Source organism: Corynebacterium sp. ES2775-CONJ, assembly GCF_024814515.1.
GTDB lineage: Bacteria > Actinomycetota > Actinomycetes > Mycobacteriales > Mycobacteriaceae > Corynebacterium.
On the sequence record NZ_JANUXT010000001.1, the window covers coordinates 117,238 to 136,667 of the forward strand.

At 53.0% G+C, this 19,430-nt stretch carries 21 protein-coding genes; 19 read left to right on the forward strand and 2 right to left on the reverse strand.

Annotated elements, in window-relative coordinates:
• The first annotated feature begins 56 nt into the window (after positions 1 to 56).
• Complete coding sequence (locus NXT01_RS00510; RefSeq protein ID WP_259076272.1) at positions 57 to 1,682, forward strand: hypothetical protein; 1,626 nt, start codon at positions 57 to 59, stop codon at positions 1,680 to 1,682.
• Here NXT01_RS00510 and NXT01_RS00515 read toward each other — a convergent pair whose 3' ends face one another.
• Positions 1,683 to 2,075, reverse strand: coding sequence for a cupin domain-containing protein (locus NXT01_RS00515; RefSeq protein WP_259076274.1), 393 nt, complete (start codon positions 2,073 to 2,075; stop codon positions 1,683 to 1,685).
• 78 nt (positions 2,076 to 2,153) lie between these two features.
• On the opposite strand from NXT01_RS00515, the gene rimM reads away from it, so the two are divergent.
• The 15 genes from rimM (at position 2,154) to NXT01_RS00590 (ending at position 15,446) form a co-directional block, all read left to right on the forward strand.
• A complete protein-coding gene (gene rimM / locus NXT01_RS00520) occupies positions 2,154 to 2,669 on the forward strand; it encodes a ribosome maturation factor RimM (RefSeq protein ID WP_396124681.1) in 516 nt (171 codons plus the stop codon).
• The gene (gene trmD, locus NXT01_RS00525; protein WP_259076277.1) at positions 2,669 to 3,556 is read left to right on the forward strand and encodes a tRNA (guanosine(37)-N1)-methyltransferase TrmD; all 888 of its coding nucleotides are present in this window, start codon (positions 2,669 to 2,671) and stop codon (positions 3,554 to 3,556) included. The genes rimM and trmD overlap by 1 nt, the downstream gene beginning before the upstream one ends.
• Complete coding sequence (locus NXT01_RS00530) at positions 3,549 to 3,929, forward strand: hypothetical protein (protein ID WP_259076278.1); 381 nt, start codon at positions 3,549 to 3,551, stop codon at positions 3,927 to 3,929. Before trmD ends, NXT01_RS00530 begins: the two co-directional genes overlap by 8 nt.
• 154 nt (positions 3,930 to 4,083) lie before the next feature.
• Positions 4,084 to 5,202 (forward strand): CE1758 family FMN-dependent luciferase-like monooxygenase, encoded by a 1,119-nt coding sequence (locus NXT01_RS00535; protein ID WP_259076279.1) that lies wholly within the window; start codon positions 4,084 to 4,086, stop codon positions 5,200 to 5,202.
• A 6-nt stretch (positions 5,203 to 5,208) separates the two neighbouring features.
• Positions 5,209 to 5,859 carry an FMN reductase gene (locus NXT01_RS00540; RefSeq protein WP_259076280.1) on the forward strand — a complete coding sequence of 217 codons (651 nt, stop codon included), beginning with the start codon at positions 5,209 to 5,211 and terminating at the stop codon, positions 5,857 to 5,859.
• 93 nt (positions 5,860 to 5,952) lie between these two features.
• Positions 5,953 to 8,226 carry a Tex family protein gene (locus NXT01_RS00545; protein ID WP_259076281.1) on the forward strand — a complete coding sequence of 758 codons (2,274 nt, stop codon included), beginning with the start codon at positions 5,953 to 5,955 and terminating at the stop codon, positions 8,224 to 8,226.
• 7 nt (positions 8,227 to 8,233) lie between these two features.
• Positions 8,234 to 8,797 carry a methylated-DNA--[protein]-cysteine S-methyltransferase gene (locus tag NXT01_RS00550; protein WP_259076283.1) on the forward strand — a complete coding sequence of 188 codons (564 nt, stop codon included), beginning with the start codon at positions 8,234 to 8,236 and terminating at the stop codon, positions 8,795 to 8,797.
• Between the two features lie 162 nt (positions 8,798 to 8,959).
• Positions 8,960 to 9,301, forward strand: a complete 342-nt coding sequence (rplS, locus tag NXT01_RS00555; RefSeq protein WP_259076284.1) for a 50S ribosomal protein L19 — start codon at positions 8,960 to 8,962, stop codon at positions 9,299 to 9,301.
• 124 nt (positions 9,302 to 9,425) lie between these two features.
• A complete protein-coding gene (lepB, locus tag NXT01_RS00560; protein ID WP_396124698.1) occupies positions 9,426 to 10,217 on the forward strand; it encodes a signal peptidase I in 792 nt (263 codons plus the stop codon).
• A 15-nt stretch (positions 10,218 to 10,232) separates the two neighbouring features.
• Positions 10,233 to 10,913, forward strand: coding sequence for a ribonuclease HII (locus tag NXT01_RS00565; protein ID WP_259076286.1), 681 nt, complete (start codon positions 10,233 to 10,235; stop codon positions 10,911 to 10,913).
• Positions 10,903 to 11,208 carry a DUF2469 domain-containing protein gene (locus NXT01_RS00570; protein WP_259076287.1) on the forward strand — a complete coding sequence of 102 codons (306 nt, stop codon included), beginning with the start codon at positions 10,903 to 10,905 and terminating at the stop codon, positions 11,206 to 11,208. Before NXT01_RS00565 ends, NXT01_RS00570 begins: the two co-directional genes overlap by 11 nt.
• 211 nt (positions 11,209 to 11,419) lie before the next feature.
• A complete protein-coding gene (locus NXT01_RS00575) occupies positions 11,420 to 11,818 on the forward strand; it encodes a YraN family protein (protein WP_259076288.1) in 399 nt (132 codons plus the stop codon).
• Positions 11,808 to 13,340, forward strand: coding sequence for a YifB family Mg chelatase-like AAA ATPase (locus NXT01_RS00580; protein ID WP_259076289.1), 1,533 nt, complete (start codon positions 11,808 to 11,810; stop codon positions 13,338 to 13,340). Before NXT01_RS00575 ends, NXT01_RS00580 begins: the two co-directional genes overlap by 11 nt.
• On the forward strand, positions 13,327 to 14,502 hold the full coding sequence (locus NXT01_RS00585) for a DNA-processing protein DprA (protein WP_259076290.1): 1,176 nt from the start codon (positions 13,327 to 13,329) through the stop codon (positions 14,500 to 14,502). The genes NXT01_RS00580 and NXT01_RS00585 overlap by 14 nt, the downstream gene beginning before the upstream one ends.
• Positions 14,503 to 14,546: 44 nt before the next feature.
• Complete coding sequence (locus NXT01_RS00590) at positions 14,547 to 15,446, forward strand: tyrosine recombinase XerC (RefSeq protein WP_259076291.1); 900 nt, start codon at positions 14,547 to 14,549, stop codon at positions 15,444 to 15,446.
• Positions 15,447 to 15,488: 42 nt separating this feature from the next.
• On the opposite strand, the gene NXT01_RS00595 is transcribed toward NXT01_RS00590, so the two are convergent.
• Entirely contained in the window at positions 15,489 to 16,028 is a 540-nt protein-coding gene (locus NXT01_RS00595; protein ID WP_259076292.1) for a M23 family metallopeptidase, read from the reverse strand.
• A gap of 413 nt (positions 16,029 to 16,441) precedes the next feature.
• Between NXT01_RS00595 and rpsB the strand changes: the two genes are divergently transcribed.
• The 3 genes from rpsB (at position 16,442) to pyrH (ending at position 19,429) form a co-directional block, all read left to right on the forward strand.
• Complete coding sequence (rpsB, locus tag NXT01_RS00600) at positions 16,442 to 17,266, forward strand: 30S ribosomal protein S2 (protein ID WP_259076293.1); 825 nt, start codon at positions 16,442 to 16,444, stop codon at positions 17,264 to 17,266.
• 281 nt (positions 17,267 to 17,547) lie between these two features.
• Positions 17,548 to 18,375: a translation elongation factor Ts gene (tsf, locus tag NXT01_RS00605; RefSeq protein ID WP_259076294.1), complete on the forward strand. Its 828-nt coding sequence runs from the start codon at positions 17,548 to 17,550 to the stop codon at positions 18,373 to 18,375.
• A 319-nt stretch (positions 18,376 to 18,694) separates the two neighbouring features.
• Positions 18,695 to 19,429 (forward strand): UMP kinase, encoded by a 735-nt coding sequence (pyrH, locus tag NXT01_RS00610; protein WP_259076295.1) that lies wholly within the window; start codon positions 18,695 to 18,697, stop codon positions 19,427 to 19,429.
• Position 19,430: the final 1 nt, after the last annotated feature.

Sequence of the window (19,430 nt, forward strand, 5' to 3'; positions counted from 1 at the left end):
TGATGGCGAGGCACTGAAAAGGGCTTTGTTAACCCTTGGGAAGGGAGAACTTGAGAGTGGATCCCATAGAGGAATGTCTGCATCTCGCTGCCAGCGGTCTCGATCGTGATATCGAGGATGCGATCGAGAAACTAGAGAAATTACTTGCTACGGTCGACGATGCGCAACAGGGTCGTATTCACATCTATCTGTGTGAGATGCACGCCGAATTTAATCGATGGGACAGGGTAAAAGAGCACGCCCTGAAGGCCTCTTCTCTCCCTTTTTCCGGCAATAGTGGGTGGTGCTGGCTCGAATATGCGCGCCTACAGACGGAGCCTGGCTATACCACTCCCGTCGCCCAGTTACTGCAGCGACTGAACTCGATCGCTTTAGAACCAGCTCACGAGTTCACTGGTTTGCAGCTTTTAACTATGTTGGAAAATGCGTGGCAAGGTCGCAAATTTTTGCGAGTTTTTATACCGTGGTTGGGCGAACGTCGCGATGTGCTCTTTTCCATGGTTCCTGAGTCTATTGTGGCTATCTTAGAAAGAAATCTCGCGCTTCTTGATGGCTTGGAACGGATCCACTGTTATGAGCGTGTCCTCTCCTGGCCAGAAGTTCGGAATACGAGCGCGGGTCTTGACTTCTATATCGAGTTTCTCGATAGCGTGGAATCGTCGGGTGCCATACAGGATCCCGTTATCCTCCCCGTGCTCCAGGAGCACACGCGGACTCTTGCCGATTTAGCGCTCATGCAGGATAGTCCCGGGGTCGAATTCATTGCGCGCAAGAAGTATGCTCTCTATCTCATGGCTGGGGCGCGTTACCCAGAGGCATTGATTGAGATTGATCGATTAATGGAATTCTACGATTGGGACGCGCGTCCGGAGCAGGAGCGCGACGACGCTAAAGTCGGCCAAGAGTTTCTGTCTCTGACAACCCACCACGAACTCCAAGCCATGCGCATCGAGTGTTTGGTCACTGTCGAACCTGGTGTAGCCACAGAGGAAGCTTTAGATATTCTCGCTGACTATGAAAAGAGCGCCCCTGTCAGCGATTACGGAGTTATTCTAGCTCTCTATTTACATGCCGAAGCGCTGAAGACGGGAGATAACGCCACCGCCACCACGTTTCTTGGGGAACGAGCCGCTCATTTTGCAGCAGATTCGTACGAGGAGTCTCATCGTGGGCGTTCTCTATTAGCCTTGGTTCTTGCCGAACGAGCCCAACGCTTATATCAGGATGGTCACTGTGAAGAAGCTATGAGCGATATCTACCGGGCGCTGAAAATCGAGCAGATTAACGAAGCGGTAGAATTTCTCGTTCGAAATATTTGGGAGCACGTGGAACTGGATCGCCACGGTCTCGACATGGTGTCATCGGTTACCGAAGCGGTAAGGTACCTATACGATTGTGGAATATTTGCGCAAAGCGAAGGGGATTGGTCCAGTGCCATTTACTACTTCGGTCGCTGTGTCGAGATTGCCGAGCATTCCCCCGATCCCGCCCACCGGACGCCACTGATTTATGCCACCTACGAGATGGGTGCTGTGCGCGAGGAACTAGGGGAGAACGAATCGGCAGCTCTGTGCTATCGCAATGTTATCGATATGGTGGAAAATGGAGAATTCAATGATCCGATTATCAATGAGCTCTACGAGGCTGCTGCCGAAAATCTCAGTGCTTTGCAAGGGCGCTAGCTAATCCTTAACCGGTGTGAGCATGGTGAGAAGCAGAATATTCTCAGCTGCGGCCTCGGTCGGACAACTCACGCGGTGGACCGTATGCGCATCCAAGTGAATAACACGTCCAGGGGTTAGGACGATATTATCGCCATGACAGCCGAAGACAAGTGAGCCGGCTAAACATTGCACTGTGATGGGGTGCGCTGCCTTGTGATCTTTGAGCTCTTGGCCTGGGGCGAAATTAAAGAGAATGATATTTGCGCCATTTGCTCGAGCTACCCTTTGCACCCCGGGTTTATCCCCGTGCGGTTGTGGTGCTGCCTGCGGGGCGTCGATGACGGTGAGACCGCTGTCGGTGCGGTCGAGGTTGCCGAAAGTCTCTGGGGTATGTACGGGCTCAGTATTCATACCCGCCACTATAGTTCAGTCCCGATAGTTCTGCGCCAAAATTTATGCCCAGGGATTATGCTCTAAGCAGTGTTTGCTATGGTATTGACCATGGAATTGATGATTGGCAAGGTAGTAAAATCCCACGGGATCAAGGGCGAAGTGGCTGTAGAGATAACCACTGATGATCCGGAGCTTCGGTTTCGGGTCGGTGAGCCCCTGAAGGCTCGTCAGGGCCGCAAGGATAGCGTATTAACTATTGAGAGTCTCAGGCCACATCAGCATCGGTTATTAATTAAATTTGAAGAAATTGCTGACCGCACTCAAGCGGATAGTTTGCGCGGCACTCACTTTTATGCCGAGCCCCTTGATGCTGAGGATGACGAAGAGGCCTTTTATGACCACGAATTGGAAGGTCTGGAGGTCCACCATAACGGTCTACATATTGGCGAGGTTATCGGAGTAAGCCACGGACCAGCAGGTGAACTACTTGAAGTACGGTTGCGTTCGGGCAAAGAGGCGCTGATACCTTTTGTGCACGCCATCGTGCCAGATATTAACCTCGAATCTGGCTTCCTGGTTATTACCCCTCCCGAAGGGCTCCTGGATCTCTAATGCGTCTTGATATCATCACAATATTCCCCGAATATCTTGAGCCACTACGCCATGCACTCCTCGGGAAGGCTATTGAGCAGAAAATTCTTGAAGTTGGCGTGCATGATTTACGCCAGTGGGCTCATGATGTGCATAAATCGGTCGATGATACTCCCTATGGTGGAGGACCTGGTATGGTCATGAAACCGACGGTGTGGGGGCCAGCCCTCGACGATATAGCTACGCGAGATGGACTATTCTCCACTGCTCAGGATCTTAGCTCCGCCACGGCGCACCGTCACAGGTCCAGCGATAATTCCTCCACCCTTGATGAAGCCCGTGCGGATTGTCGAGATCCTCGACCCCTGCTTGTGGTTCCCACCCCGTCGGGTAAACCCTTTAGCCAGCGGGATGCAGAGGAATTTGCGGTGGAAGATCATATCGTCTTTGCCTGCGGGCGTTATGAGGGTATTGATCAGCGAGTCATCGATGACGCTCACAAACGTTATCGGGTGCGTGAGGTCTCCATTGGTGATTATGTTCTCATCGGTGGGGAAGTAGCTACTTTAGTCATTGCCGAAGCCGTGGTGAGATTGATTCCTGGCGTCTTAGGCAATCAGCTCAGCCATGAGGACGATAGTTTTTCCACTGGTTTGCTTGAGGGGCCAAGTTATACCAAGCCGCGGCAGTGGCGTAATCTTGATGTCCCGGAGGTACTTTTCTCCGGTAATCACCAAAAAGTGGCGCGGTGGCGTCGCGATCAAGCTCTTTTAAGAACTTATCTCGTACGCCCAGATCTCTTGGACGCAGTAGAGTTGAGTGCTCGAGATATGCAGGCTTTACGTGAATGCACCTTCTTAGCCGACCAACCTAAAAAGAAAGAGCGAGGAACGGAATTCGATGACTAATCGAGCTGTGACAACTGATCTTTCCGTATTGATGGATCCGTTGACACTCGATCAACTCGTGGCCGATTTACCGGTAGCTCTTAAATCGCACGGTTATACAGTGCGTGCGATTCATAGTGAGGCGGTAACCATGAGCTGCGAGCCGGAAAATATGCTGGTTTCGGAATATGAACAGCGTGAGGGCCGCGTTCCTTTGGTTGAAGTCCTATTTAGGGTACTGATCCACGGATCAACCAAGTTGGACTTGAAGGCGGCTACCCAGGCTGTAAGCTCCTCGTTTCCCCCTCAAACCTACTGGTATGGCACCAGTGTGGAGGGAAGTGTAAATCCCCACATCGATGCTATCTGCCAATTTAAAACTGAGGAGAGCTGATTCGCTAGATATGAGCGGTGCTTAACCTCTGTGTAGGCACAACAAGCGGTCGAGGTAGAACATTAAGCTGCAAATTTTGTGGTGGTGAGCCGGGGATGAGGGTTGAGAGTCCCTAGTTGTTGACACGTCTACAACTTTTATTTATTCTATGGTTATGCAAATCGGAATTTTCTCAATCGGCGACGTAACCAAAGACCCAACGACAGGTACAACCCCAACCGAACACGAGCGTATTAAGGCCACCGTAGACATAGCCAAGAAGGCCGAAGAAGTAGGCCTCGACGTTTTCGGTACAGGGCAACACCACAACCCGCCTTTCGTGGCTCCGGCGAATCCGCCCATCTTAATGGCTCACTTAGCGGCTCAAACTCGTCATATCCAGTTCACCACAGCTACGACTCTGATTACCACCACCGACCCCGTTCGAATCGCTGAAGATTATGCGTATGTCCAGCATCTAGCGGAAGGCCGGGTGGACCTGATGATGGGCCGTGGTAATACCGGCCCCGTTTATCCTTGGTTTGGTAAAGATATCCGCAAAGGCATTGAATTAGCAGTAGAAAATTACCACCTTTTACGTCGATTGTGGCGTGAGGAAAATGTCAACTGGAAGGGGGAATTCCGCACCCCACTACAACAGTTCACAGCCGTTCCGCGGCCCCTCGACGACGTAGCCCCCTTTGTCTGGCACGGCTCCATCCGCTCCACCGAGATTGCCGAGCAAGCAGCTTATTATGGTGATGGGTTTTTCCATAACAATATATTTTGGAATATCGAACATACCGCCAGCATGGTGAATCTCTATCGCCAGCGTTTCGAGCACTACGGACACGGTGCCGCCGATCAAGCAATAGTCGGTCTCGGGGGACAATTCTTCGCTGCCGAAACCGAGCGTAAGGCTCAGGAGTTTTTCCGCCCTTATTTCGACGAGGCGCCAGTATATGGACACGGGCCTTCTATGGAAGATTTCACTCGCATGACCCCACTGACGGTGGGGACCCCAGAACAGATCATTGAACGGTACCTCGGCTATGCCGATGCGGTAGGCGACTTCCAGCGTTTGATGTTCCTAATCGACCATGCCGGTCTTCCTCAGGAGGTTGTGCTCGAGCAGATCGAGATTCTGGGTAAGGAAATCGCCCCAGTACTACGACAAGAATTCGAAGCTCGTCGCCCCGCCCACGTACCAAGCGATCCTCCAACCCACGCGAGCTTGGTTGCTGAAGGTGAGAACTCGTACCATCGCCTCGTTATTCCGGCTGAAGGAAAGTAGGTAGAGATGAAGAAACTATTAGTGCTTAACGCTGGAATGTCTAGCCCCTCGAGTACCAGGCTTTTGGCCGAACGTATTGCGCAATCGGTGGTGGCCCAGGTTTCTAAGCGGGGTGAGGGACTTGAGGTTGAGTATGTGAACCTCACCGAATACGCAACTGATCTTGCCACGGTGATGACCACAGGTATCTATACCGATAAACTGCGTGAGGCTATGGACAACGTCACCGACGCTCACGCTGTGGTGGCGGCAACCCCCATCTTTGCGGCAAGTTACTCAGGGCTATTTAAGATGTTCATTGACACTCTCGATCCGCAGGCATTAACTCGGATGCCTGTCTTGATCGCAGCTACCGCGGGAACCCCACGGCATTCGCTCGCTCTCGAATATGCGATGCGCCCGCTATTTGCCTATATGAGAGCTGTGGTTGTGCCAACTGCGGTCTTCGCGGCCACCGATGATTTCGGTTCCGACAGCGAGATCGAACACCGCGTCAACCGTGCTGCTACCGAACTTGCAGAGCATATTGTGAGCACCAACTCCGGAGTTGTTGGATTCGGTCCCGATTACGATTCACTACCGCAGCGTAGCTCCAATACCACCATTAATCCCGAAGTCAGAAGCTTTGCAGACCTCCTGAAAGGGCATACCGGCTAGAACCTTCCTCCTATACTACCGTCGTCGAAGTCCATGATGGCGGTAGTATTTTCCTTTTCACAATCGATTTCTGGCCTGACTACAATAACGCTCATGAGTGAGTCAGCAGCGTTTCATGTCGAGACCATTGCCACGGAACTCAGTGTCGACCCCGATCAAGTTCGCCGTGCCCTGGCGCTAATCGACGCTGGAAATACCGTTCCCTTTATCGCCCGTTATCGCAAGGAACACACCGGTGGACTTGACGATTCCCAACTGCGTCATATTCACCAACGCAGCCAATATTTAGAGGAATTTCAGGCCCGTAAGCACGTTGTCCTCAGTGCCATCGACGAGCAGGGCAAACTTACCCCCACACTGCGTGAGCTCATTGCGGGATGCGAGAATAAAGCCCGCCTAGAAGATCTCTACGCACCCTATAAAAAGCGCCGGAAAACCAAGGCTGATACCGCACGCGAAGCAGGTCTCGAAGCCCTCCTCGACGAGCTCATGACCGATAAACCCCATGACCCAGATGAGTATGCAGCGCGATTTATCCACGCCGATTTCCCTGATATCAAGGCTGTGCATAAAGGTGCGCTTGCCATTTTTGTTGACCGGTTGACATTCTACCCGGATCTGCTCACTGAGATCCGCGAGGCCATGTTTAGAAATGGAGTACTATCTTCACAATTAATTGATGGTAAAGCTGAGGAAGGGGCGAAATACGCCGACTACTTCGATTTCTGCCAACCCTTCCATAGCCTCCCTTCCCATCGCATTCTGGCGATCATGAGAGGAGAGAAAGAAGGGATTCTTAAGCTCGAATTAAACCCGGGGGATGATGAATTCTATATCGGACTGGTCATGAAGCATCTGGGGCTCACCGCTGGGTATCCATGGCTCGACCACGCGGTGCGATGGGGCTGGAAAACCAAGCTTTATGTCGGTGCGAGCCTCGATACGCGGATGCGCTTAAATGAGAAGGCCGAAGCAGGCGCCCTCGATGTTTTTGCCCGCAATCTCAAAGATGTCCTGCTTGCAGCGCCCGCGGGTCAACGCACCACTTTAGGTTTGGATCCGGGCTATCGCCACGGAGTGAAATGTGCGGTGATCGACGGCACCGGAAAAGTTCTCGATACCGCTGTGGTCTATCCCCATCAGCCTCACAACCAGTGGGACAAGACGTGCCAGCACCTCACTCACCTGTGCCAACACTATGCAGTGGAACTAATCGCAATCGGCAACGGAACGGCCTCGAGAGAAACGGAGAAACTAGCAACAGAAATTGCCGCTGCTACCTCACAATCCGGCGCAGCCCGCCCGATCCCAGTGGTCGTGAGCGAGTCTGGTGCCTCGGTATATTCTGCGTCCGAACTAGCAGCGCAGGAATTTCCCGATTTGGATGTCTCCCTGCGCGGCGCTGTCTCCATTGCTCGGCGCTTGCAGGATCCCCTCGCCGAATTGGTCAAGATCGATCCGAAGGCAATTGGGGTGGGCCAGTATCAGCATGATGTCAACCAGGCAAAGTTAGCGTCAACTCTTGATGCCGTCGTTGAAGATGCCGTCAACGGGGTCGGCGTAGATCTCAACACCGCCTCCCATCCTTTGCTCACCAAGGTGGCTGGTATCACCCCAACGATCGCCAGCCACATCATTTCTTACCGCAATGAGCATGGTTCTTTCAGCTCTCGAGCTGCACTCAAGAACGTACCCCGTCTGGGGCCGCGGGCCTTCGAACAGTGCGCTGGATTTTTAAGAGTCACCGGTGCCGCAGATCCCCTCGACGCTTCCGCCGTGCACCCAGAGGCTTATCCGGTCGTGCGCGCGATTGCACGCAGCGCCAACCTCGACGTTGCTGACCTCATAGGTAATACCAGGCTTCTCAGCTCCCTCAATCCAGCTGACTTCGCAGACGATATGTTCGGTGTTCCCACCGTGGTAGATATTCTGGCTGAATTAGATAAGCCTGGTCGAGATCCTCGCCCAGAATTCAAAACGGCGGTCTTTAAGGAAGGCGTGACCTCGATTGGTGACGTCCAGCCAGGCATGATTCTAGAGGGAACTGTGACCAACGTTGCCCAATTTGGTGCATTTGTTGATATTGGGGTTCATCAAGACGGATTAGTGCATATTTCCGCTATGAGTGAGAAATTTATCTCTGATCCCCACGAGGTTGTCCGTTCGGGCCAAGTCGTGCGCGTGAAGGTTCTCGACGTGGATCCCCAGCGCCATCGAATTAGTCTCAGCATGCGCCTTCGAGATGAAAAAGCGACGCGGTCTCCTAATAAAAAACAGCCGCAGAGGAAGCAGCAAGCGTCGGCCTCCGGCTCTCTAGCTGATGCCATGCGACGCGCCGGCCTGGAAAATAACCTGGAACAAAACTAGTCTCGCCATGGCGCGCCTACCACACTATGCGAGCATCGATATCGACTCTCCAGTAGGACAATTGCGGGCCCGTTTCTGCGGAACGCGTATTGTGGGTTTGTGGCACCGCGAACAGCGCGGCTTCCCCGACGAGAATCAGATCTCGAATGATACCGTTCCATCTCATGCTGCGGCTGGATTACGACAGTGGTTAGCTCAGTATTTTGCCGGAGACGAACCTGACGAGGGTCTCATCACGCCTGAGATTCAGGGAACCGACTTTGCGATGCGTGTATACCGAGCCCTTCAAACCCTTCCGAGGGGGGAGATGATCACCTACGGAGGATTAGCTCGTGCTATTGGAAAACCAAGAACCGCCCGAGCGGTGGGACGCGCACTTGGAGCCAATCCACTCCTGCTCATCGTCCCATGTCACCGCGTCGTAGCGGCGCACTCACTCGGCGGGTTCGCAGCCCCCATGGTCATCAAGGAATTTCTCCTCACGCTCGAAGGAGCAGATCTCTGCGCGGTGAAAAGGAGGGAGCTGAAGAGACCGCAAGCGACGGATGGTGGCCTCCCTGAGCTAACTTGATGTTCCTAGCTAACAACGGTAATATTCCCACAGTTGTCTGGTTTCTTGCCAGCCTTCAATACTCTGTAGTGGATATGAACCAGCACGAGCGCCCAAAAGTTTTTTTAGAAGGAAGTGCCGCTAGGTTCCTCTTTCCTATAAAAGAAAAGGATTGGTTTAACTGTGAACCTTCTTGACAAAGTTGATGCAGCTTCATTGCGCGACGATATCCCAGATTTCCGCGCCGGCGATACTCTTGACGTCCACGTTAAGGTTATTGAGGGCAGCAAGTCTCGTGTGCAGATTTTCAAAGGTGTCGTAATCCGCCGCCAGGGATCCGGCATCCGTGAGACTTTCACCGTCCGCAAGGTGTCCTTCGGTATCGGTGTGGAGCGTACGTTCCCAGTGCACACCCCCAATATTGAAAAGATCGACGTGATCACTCGGGGCCGTGTTCGCCGAGCTAAGCTGTACTACCTGCGTGATCTACGTGGTAAGGCTGCCAAGATTCGCGAAAAGCGCTAATTTTTCTGGCGTAAAAAGAATTCATCCTGTGGGTACGGAGACCATCCGCCCACAGGATTTTTTGTTGGTGCCAGCTCAGCTTAGTCATCCGATATCTAGCAATAGGAATCAGACGCTGCACGAGATGCTGCTAAGATTCCACAGTGTGAATCAGCATCCAGAATATGACGCATCGGGCGCGAAAGATCCCGACGATAAGAAGCCGAAAGAGAAGAAGGGAAAGCCCTGGTATATCGAGATACCGCTGGTTGTTCTCCTCACCATTATCTTCATTTCGATTCTGCAAGTATTCGTCGGCCGCATCTATCTCATACCCTCGCAATCGATGGAACCCACTTTGCATGGATGCGCGGGTTGCTTCGGCGACCGCATCTTTGTAGAGAAAATAACCTACGCATTCGATGACCCTCAGCCAGGCGATGTAGTGGTATTTAAGGGTACCGATTCATGGAACACGAATTTCGTATCTTCGCGCTCCACCAATCCTCTTATCTCTGGTCTCCAGGAGGCAGGAGCCTTCATCGGATTCGTCGCTCCAGATGAAAACGATCTAGTCAAGCGCGTCATTGCTACGGGAGGACAAACCGTGCAGTGTTTGCCGGGTGATTCCGGCGTCATGGTTGACGGGAAGCGAACAAACGATTCCTTTATCAATACCCCACCTCAATACCCAATTTCGCCTGACACTGGTTCCGATGCATGCGGGGGCCCATATTTCGGCCCGGTTAAAGTACCCGACCAACACCTCTTCATGATGGGAGATAACCGAACCAACTCAGCCGATTCGCGCTACCACTTGGGGGACAACACCCAAGGAACCATCCCCGTAGATAATGTGAAAGGTAAAGTATCCTTTATTCTCTTCCCCCTACCGCGCACTGGTTTTATTGAGCACGTAGACCTAGGCACCAATTAGTTAACCATATTATCCATGCGCACCCTGAAATATCTTCGCACCTTCGAAGTCGCCCTAGACAAAGCAGGTCTAGGGCCCGTTGCGGGGGTCGACGAAGCAGGGCGGGGGAGTTGCGCTGGCCCTATTACAATCGCCGCGTGCATATTACCCTCTCATCCCATTGCCGAACTCGCGGAATTAACCGATTCCAAAAAACTCACACCGTTAAAAAGAGCCCAGTTATACCCACTGATCCTCCGCTACGCACTCGCAAGCGCAATTGTTCATATCAGCGCCCCAGAAATTGATATCCGCGGAATTCAGAATGCGAATACTTCTGGTATGCGTCGAGCGGTGGCTCAATTAAAACTAAGCCCGCACTATATTCTGACTGATGCCCTGCGCATTGAAGGTTTTTCCGCGCCCTCCTTGCCGATTATCGGCGGCGATAGCCAAGCGCGGTGCATTGCAGCCGCGTCGGTTCTGGCTAAATACGCGCGGGATACGGTGATGGAGGAATACCATGAGAAATACCCTGTCTATAATTTCGCCCGACATAAAGGGTATGGCACCCGTGAGCATATCCACGCGGTGCGCCTCCATGGAGCCAGCCCTATTCATCGTTATAGTTATGCAAATATAGCCGCAGCGCATAAGCAGTGGCTGGCACAAGAAAATTTCCCACATCAAAGGGAGGAACAGATTGATGAGCGCTGAAGATCTAGAGAATTATGAGGCTGATGTCGAACTAGCCCTATACCGCGAGTATCGGGATGTGGTTAGTCAATTCTCCTATGTGATAGAAACTGATCGGCGCTTTTATCTTGCGAATGCGGTGGAGCTCATTCCGCATACCAACGGCGCTGATGTTTACTATGAAGTTCGGATGTCCGACGCCTGGGTGTGGGATATGTACCGAGCCGCACGCTTTGTTCGCTACGTGAGAGTTATAACGTACAAAGATGTCAATATTGAAGAACTAGATAAACCTGAGTTAGTCATCCCTGACTAGAGGCAACGCAACTCGATCTTTTACGGGTCCATTTAGACCAATGATAGCTATGGTCCATATGGACCCTTTAAGCAGAATCCCACAGAATCTGTTTGCCAGCATATTTTACCTTTGCCACGGTGCCCGTTCTCGTCAACGCTAAGAAGTGAGCGCAGAAAAATCTGCGTCCAATCACTTTAAGTTTTATGCCTTGCTAGAGAAGAGCACCCCAATGTCTATAACCTCTTTATCTTCTTCAACTCAGCAACTGCCACCTCCAATACTCGCCACCGTCGGCGAGAACGCAGCCGTCGATTTTCTGCGGCGGCGAGGTCTTAAGATCCTTGGTCGCAATATCGCCTATCCATGCGGAGAGATCGATATTATCGCCTACGATCCCCTCCACCGCATACGTGTGGTGGTAGAAGTGAAAACTCGAAGCTCCTACACCTATGGAGCCGCTGAAGCAGTAGATCAGAAGAAACTACGGCGGATGCGGGCCACCGCGATTTTATGGGCGAAAACGCGAATTTTCCTGCCCATGCGATTTGACGTTATCACTGTGGTCACACGCGATGGTCGCTTCGCTGAGATCACCTGGTATCGAGGGGTGGACTCGGGTGCTCGCTAAAACTTATTCAGTAGCCTTTGATGGGATCAACTCCATACCCGTAGAAGTGGAAGCAAATATAGGGCCGGGTCTGCCTGGAACCTATATCGTAGGGATGGCGTCGGCCGCAGTTATCGAGGCTAAAGATCGCATAAAAACAGCCGCCCACAATCGCAACCTTCCTTGGCCGAAGACTAAGATCACGGTGAACCTCCTGCCCGGGGATATCAGCAAAACGGGCAACCACTTCGATGCCGCTATAGCCACCGCCATCTTAGTTGCGCAATCGGGAGACACAGATCTTCATAGGCGCGCCGCTCGCACCTTGATTGTGGGAGAAATCGGTTTAGATGGTCGCCTCCGCGGGGTTCGTGGGACCTTACCTGGAATACTGTGCGCTCATCGTAATAAAATACCAACAGCCATCATTCCTCATGCCAATATCGAAGAAGCTCAAGTAGCCGCCGGTATCGGCGTTGAGATCAGGGCGGCGAAGACTGTCGGCGATATCGTGGCTTGGCTACGAGGGGATATAGTCCTCCCAACCGTATCGAGTTGCCCCAACCCACAGACACCACCACAGGGTGTCGTTGATATGAACCAGATCATGGATCAATCAGTAGCGAAAGAGGCAGCCGAAATTGCGGCTGCTGGCGGTCACTCACTCTTTTTAACCGGGCCTAGGGGAAGTGGAAAATCCATGATCGCCGAGCGAATCCCCACTATTCTTCCCCCTTTGAATCAAGCGGAAGCCATTGAAACCGCAGCGATCTATGCTCGTGCAGGGCAGCGAATGAGCCATGAGGCATATCGTGCCCCCTTCGTAGCCCCACATCACAGCGTGAGCGCGGCGGCACTCATCGGAGGAGGACATGGGCACCCTAAGCCCGGTGCGGCATCGCTGGCACATCACGGAGTCCTCTTCCTCGATGAGGTTTCGGAGATCCCCGCTAGGGTGCTCGATCATCTTCGCGTCCCCCTTGAACAAGGATGCGTGCGCTTGCAGCGCCGCCACCGCATCATCGAATTACCAGCACAGTTTCTGCTCATTATGGCCGCCAACCTGTGCCGCTGTGCAGCACATGAAGTTAGTGAATGTACCTGCTCCGCCACTACGCGGGCCAAGTACCTGGCTAATATTTCTGGACCGCTGCGGGATCGGATCGATATCTATGCCAAGACTCATAGCCGCGGAACCGTCACCCCAGCGACTACTGTCGAGTCTTCTGCCAATATTGCCCAACGGGTGAGCCAAGCACGAAGTCGAGCGCGTTATCGTTGGGAAAAAGCGGGCTTCGGCCCAATGATCAATGCCACATTGGAGCCAGCGGTAGTGCGCCGAAACCACCCCGCAGATGACGAAGCCATGGCGATGATGAGTAGTTTTCTAGCCCGCGGACTCATCACACAACGAGGAGTTGATCGAATCTTAAAAATCGCTTGGACCCTCGCCGACCTCGAAGGTGCGCCCCAGCCTGGGGTAGATCATATCGCGCGTGCCAGTAAACTGCGCGGATCGGAGAGATCTTATGCCAATATCTGACTCAAGAATCGAAGCGTGGGCCTATCTATCGCGCGTCATCGAAGGTCCCAGCCGGCATCTCCAAGCCCTGATCGATCAAGGCCATGATATTGAGGAGATTGCGTGTGGAGTCAAAAAGCGGGCTCCGTGGATCGGCTCCTTAGCGGCTGCAACGGCCGCTCGCTATCATATTGATCGGGCGAAAGAGGACCTAGACAAAGCCCATGACTGCGGCGCTAGATTAATAACACCCGAGGACAAGGAATGGCCAGGTGAGCTTTTTGATTCGGGCTTCGGGTTCGCTGAGCGTGGCATGAGCCAGTCCCCAAAAGGTCAGCAACCTGACGCAGCGAGGCCCCATGCACTGTGGGTCAAGGGGGCAAATATTCGTGCTCTAACCGCTCAATCACTGACAGTGGTAGGAACTCGCGCTGTTTCCGCATACGGACGCGATGTCACTGAACTCATGGTTGCAGGGCTCGTCAAACACCAATGGACCATTATTTCCGGGGGAGCACTCGGCGTGGACACCATCGCACACGCTACAGCTCTCAACGCGGGTGGAGCGACCGTGGTCGTTCAGGCATGCGGAATCAATCGAAGCTATCCAGCGGCAAATAGGGCACTGTTTCGGTCCATAGCGAAATCCCCTGGTGGGGCACTCATCAGCGAATACCCTCCAGATGCGCCGCCGTATCGGCACCGCTTCCTCACGCGCAACCGGCTCGCGGCAGTTCTTGGGCAAGGAACCGTTGTCACTCAAGCCGCATGGCGTTCCGGGGCTCTCAATACCCTGCAGTGGGCGGCAAGTCTCGGCCGCCAGCCCATGGCAGTTCCAGGCCCTATCACGGATATCAATTCCTTTGGGTGCTTGGAGAAAATAAAAACAGGTGAAGCGCAGATGGTTCGATCCCCGAACGAGGTCAGAGAACTCGTACAACCTCTGGGTACCGTCGACCCCGAAGCACAATACGAGCTCGATTTTGCACCCACAGCGGTCCAAAGACTTTCTCGGAACGAATTGCGGGTCTACGATTCCACACATGCGCAGCCATTAAGCGCAACTGATATAGCCGAACGTGCAGGACTACCCGTGGGATTAACCATGCACCTCCTTATTGAATTGCACGGGAAAAATATGGTGAGCCGGAAGCGCAATTATTGGATTCGCGGCGAAAGCTAACGGTGCTCTAGACCTTTAGGCTCACATCCGCCTACGCTAGAGATATGACGGGTTCAGATAAGGAATACGGCCAACTCGAGACCGCAATAGCAGATTATCTCACCCACCTCGAAGTTGTGGTGGGGCGTTCACCGGCGACCGTAAGAGGTTACCGCGCCGATCTGCGCGATTTTGCAGCCACCTACCGCAACTTCACGGACTTCAGTCTCAAAAATTTACGGGCATGGCTTGCGGGTGCGGTTGAATCTGGAAAATCCCGGGCCACCATGGCAAGACGAATCGCTGCAATCCGTAGTTTTTCTACCTGGGCTTTTAAAAAAGGTTATATCCAAGGCGATATTGCCCAACGCCTGCAAAGCCCCACCCCGGCGCGCAATCTCCCCCACGTCGTACCCGCACCTAAGATTAATCAACTCATGACAGCCTCCGCAGCCACCCGCGAGCCGGAGTACCTGCGCGATCACGCAATCTTGGAACTTCTTTATGCCACGGGAATCCGCGTATCCGAACTCTGCGGTATCGACTTGGGAGACTTCGACTTCACCAGAATGGTCGTTACAGTCACCGGCAAGGGCAATAAGCAGCGCGTCGTTCCCTTCGGAGACCCGTGCCGAACAAGCCTTATAACCTACCGCGATCAAGCCCGAGCAGAGTTAATCAAAGAATCCACTCCCGCCTTCTTCCTCGGTTCCAGAGGCGCACGTATTAATCCGCGTGTGGTACGGCGGTTAGTTGAGCGCGCCGGGCTGGAATTGCGCATCGCGGGGCTAGGGCCACACGCTGTCCGCCATAGTGCAGCCACCCATATGTTGGACGGTGGTGCAGACCTGCGAATGGTGCAGGAACTCTTAGGTCATTCATCGTTAAACACAACGCAAATCTATACCCATGTCTCTTCCCAACGGCTCTATGAGGCCTACAAGCAATCGCATCCCCGAGCCTAGTAGTCACGAGGGTATTGATGTTGTTCGGGTCGACGGTGGATTTCAGATTTTCATGTGATTCCATGGTTTGAGGCGGATATCTATATCCGCAAGAAGAGAAAGTGGATCAATATAGCGATCGGAGGCTATTTTGGCACCCCAGTGCAATCCGTCATGGTCTCGCCCCGAATTTCCTAAGGTTCCTAGGACCTGACCTTTATACACCGGATCTCCGTTAGAGAGGGTACTGTCGACAGGCGTATAGGTGGTGCGTACCCCGTTCGGATGCTGGATAGAGATTGACGGCACTCCGGCAACTGAGCCCGAAAAATATACCTCCCCCTCACCGGCAGCTACAACCGGTGCTCCGCGACTGGCGCGAAGATCCACCCCGCGGTGCCCAGCGTGCCAGTTGTGTTCGAGATCATCGAAGCCGTGGATGACAAAGGAGACGGTTGAAGTGCCAGTGATCGGGTCTATGAACGCCGCTTGGCTAGATGAATAGAGTTCATTCGGAGTCGCGGCGACGACGCCGTCGATAGAGAGAACACTCAATCCCGCCGATATTATGACGATCAATTTGATGTTTGTGAGCATAGCCATAATGACAGTGCACCACTACGGCCGCCTCTGCGCCTGTGCTGGTAACTGCTGTGAGCCACAAATGTGGATAACTGTGTCCTTTCAAAAAGATTAAGTCGACCGACTATATGGCGGGTTTTCGACTTGATTAGCTTACTTAGCTCCGCTAGAATTCACCAGCGGCAGTGTGTGCTTTGGATACGTCTTGGATATGTCCTAGCATTCACGTGCTTAAATTTCGCGCAGTCACGTGTATTCCAGTCGTATCAAACGCACTTTGTGTGGGGATGTGCCAGGAATACGCCGGTGATCAGTGACATGGTCCGTGAATCCTAATATTTCAGGGTGTAACGGTGTTTCTGTCGGTGCTGGCTGCTAGGAACTGGGGAAAGCCCAGTGATATATAACCAAAATTACTAGAGAAAGGAAGCACCATGGCAGTTGTATCCATGCGCGAGCTTCTCGATTCTGGTGTGCACTTCGGCCACCAGACTCGTCGTTGGAACCCAAAGATGCGTCGCTTTATCTTCACCGAGCGCAATGGCATCTATATCATCGACTTACAGCAAACCCTGACGTTCATCGATGAGGCTTATGAGTTCGTCAAAGAGACCGTCGCTCACGGCGGCACCATCCTCTACGTTGGAACCAAAAAGCAGGCTCAAGAGCCCATTGCTAACGAAGCCGAGCGCGTTGGGATGCCCTATGTGAACCACCGCTGGTTGGGTGGCATGCTCACCAACTTCCAGACTGTTTCCAAGCGTCTGCACCGCATGAAGGAATTGCAGGCCATGGATGCCGCTGAGAACGGCTACGAAGGCCGCACGAAGAAGGAAGTCCTCATGCTCACCCGTGAGCGGACCAAGCTTGAGCGCGTACTTGGTGGCATTGCCGATATGACCAAAGTTCCTTCCGCCTTGTGGGTAGTTGACACCAACAAGGAGCATATTGCCGTAGCCGAGGCACATAAGCTCAATATTCCAGTGGTTGCCATTCTTGACACCAACTGTGACCCTGACGTTGTGAACTTCCCAGTTCCTGGCAACGACGATGCTATCCGTTCCATTGCAGTTTTGACCCGGGTCATTTCTCACGCCGTTATTGAAGGCAAGAAAGCCCGCGAAGAGCGCGCTCTGGCAGCTGCTAAAGACGCAGCTGGCGAGAAGGAGGACAAGGTAGAGGTAGCCGCTAAGGTGGAGGCCCCTGCCGAGGTTGCTGAGGAAGCTAAAGAGGCGCAGCAGGAAGCTGAAGCCAAATAAGTACTTCCCACCATCAAGCCTCCGAGCTCCTACTCGATAACAGCCAAGCTGCGAGGGGATAACGAGACTATAGATGCAGCGCCTCACCGGTTCAGCCACGAAAACTTTGGCGGCTATATATATTGGTGGGGCGCTCATTCTTTTCCTTTCGCTTAAAACGCGGAACAGAGAAAGAATCACAAACAAATACATCGTATTTCAGTGCGAGTCTGCTCCATGATGAGTACTCTAGGCACAGAGATATTAGTAAAAATTCCAACAACTGAGGAGGATCGCCCCCTATGGCGAACTACACCGCTGCAGACGTAAAGAAGCTGCGCGAAATCACCGGATCCGGCATGCTGGCCTGCAAGAATGCGTTGGCTGAAACCGACGGTGACTTTGAGAAGGCCGTCGAAATTCTGCGCATTAAAGGCGCTAAAGATGTCGGAAAGCGTGCAGAGCGCAACGCATCCGAAGGTCTCATCGCGGTCTCTGGCAATACAATGGTTGAGGTTAACGCCGAGACCGACTTCGTGGCAAAGAACGCTGAATTCAAAGAATTTGGCCAGAGTGTTGCCGATGCCGCTGCTCGCGTGAATGCTAATACCCCCGAGGAGCTGGCTGCTGCACCTCTCGGTGATAAGACTGCTGGTGAGGCAATCCTGGAACTCTCGGCAAAAATCGGCGAGAAGCTCGAACTCCGCCGCGCCGTTACCCTCGCCGGTGAGAAAGTTTCCGTTTATCTGCACCACCGTTCCGCTGACCTGCCACCATCAGTCGGTGTCATGGTTGCCTACACCGGTGAAGGAGAGGCCGCTGAAGAGGCTGCTCACTCCGCCGCGATGCAAATTGCTGCACTCAAGGCTCAGTACCTAACTCGCGAAGATATCCCAGAAGATGTTTTGGATAAGGAGCGCCACGTCGCTGAAGAGATCACTCGCGCCGAAGGTAAGCCAGAGGCTGCAATCGCCAAAATTGTAGAAGGCCGTCTTGGCGGCTTCTACAAGGACGTCGTTCTTCTCGAGCAGCCTTCTGTTGCGGATAGCAAGAAGACTGTCAAGGCACTGATGGACGCCGCTGGCGTTACCATTACCGCTTTTGCCCGCTTCGAGGTTGGCCAGCACTAAAAGTAATTCACTGACCAATCTGCGACTTCGCTTCCTCCCCTCCGCACGGAGATAGAGGGAGCGAAGTCGCTTTTTACCGCCTGATACAGCTATATCGGTTGGGTAGGTGAGGGGTCCATAGGAACGATTGTGTCCTCGAGGGAACCAAGGTTTTATCAGGGATAAGGTAAAATAAAGAATTTGAGACTGCTGTCTCATCCTCACCGCGGTCAATTGGTGGCGAGGACGAGATGAACTCCACAAAGCGGTTTGTCTTCCCTCTTAAAGAGAAGTGCAGGATAACCGCGATCGTTGAATATGAGGAAAGGCGCTGTGGACTATGACAATAACTGAATTTGAGGAACCTCGTACTGGCTATAAGCGGGTCATGCTTAAGCTGGGTGGTGAAATGTTCGGCGGGGGAGCAGTGGGTATCGATCCAGACGTTGTTTCCAATGTGGCACGTCAAATCGCTGGGGTTGCCCGCTCCGGAGCACAAATCGCAGTAGTCATTGGCGGCGGCAATTTTTTCCGGGGCGCCCAATTACAGCAGCGAGGCCTCGACCGTAATCGCTCCGATTATATGGGAATGCTGGGGACCGTCATGAACTGTCTCGCACTGCAAGATTTTCTGGAACGAGAAGGTATTGAATGCCGCGTACAAACGTCCATCAATATGGCTCAAATAGCGGAACCGTACCTGCCCCTGCGTGCCAAGCGCCATCTGGAAAAAGGGCGAGTGGTTATCTTCGGGGCGGGGATGGGTATGCCCTATTTCTCAACGGATACCACAGCTGCACAGCGCGCACTCGAGATCGACTGCGAGGTGCTCCTGATGGCTAAGGGCGTGGATGGGGTCTATTCTGATGATCCCCGCCAGAATCCTAACGCTGTGCTGTATGAGTCTATAACCCCTCGTGAGGTACTAGAAAAGAGCCTCAAAGTAGCCGATACTACCGCCTTCTCCCTCTGCATGGACAATAATATGCCGATCCTCGTCTTCAATCTCCTCACCGAAGGCAATATTGCCCGTGCTATTGCTGGCGAGAAAATTGGAACCTTGGTGAAATCCTAGG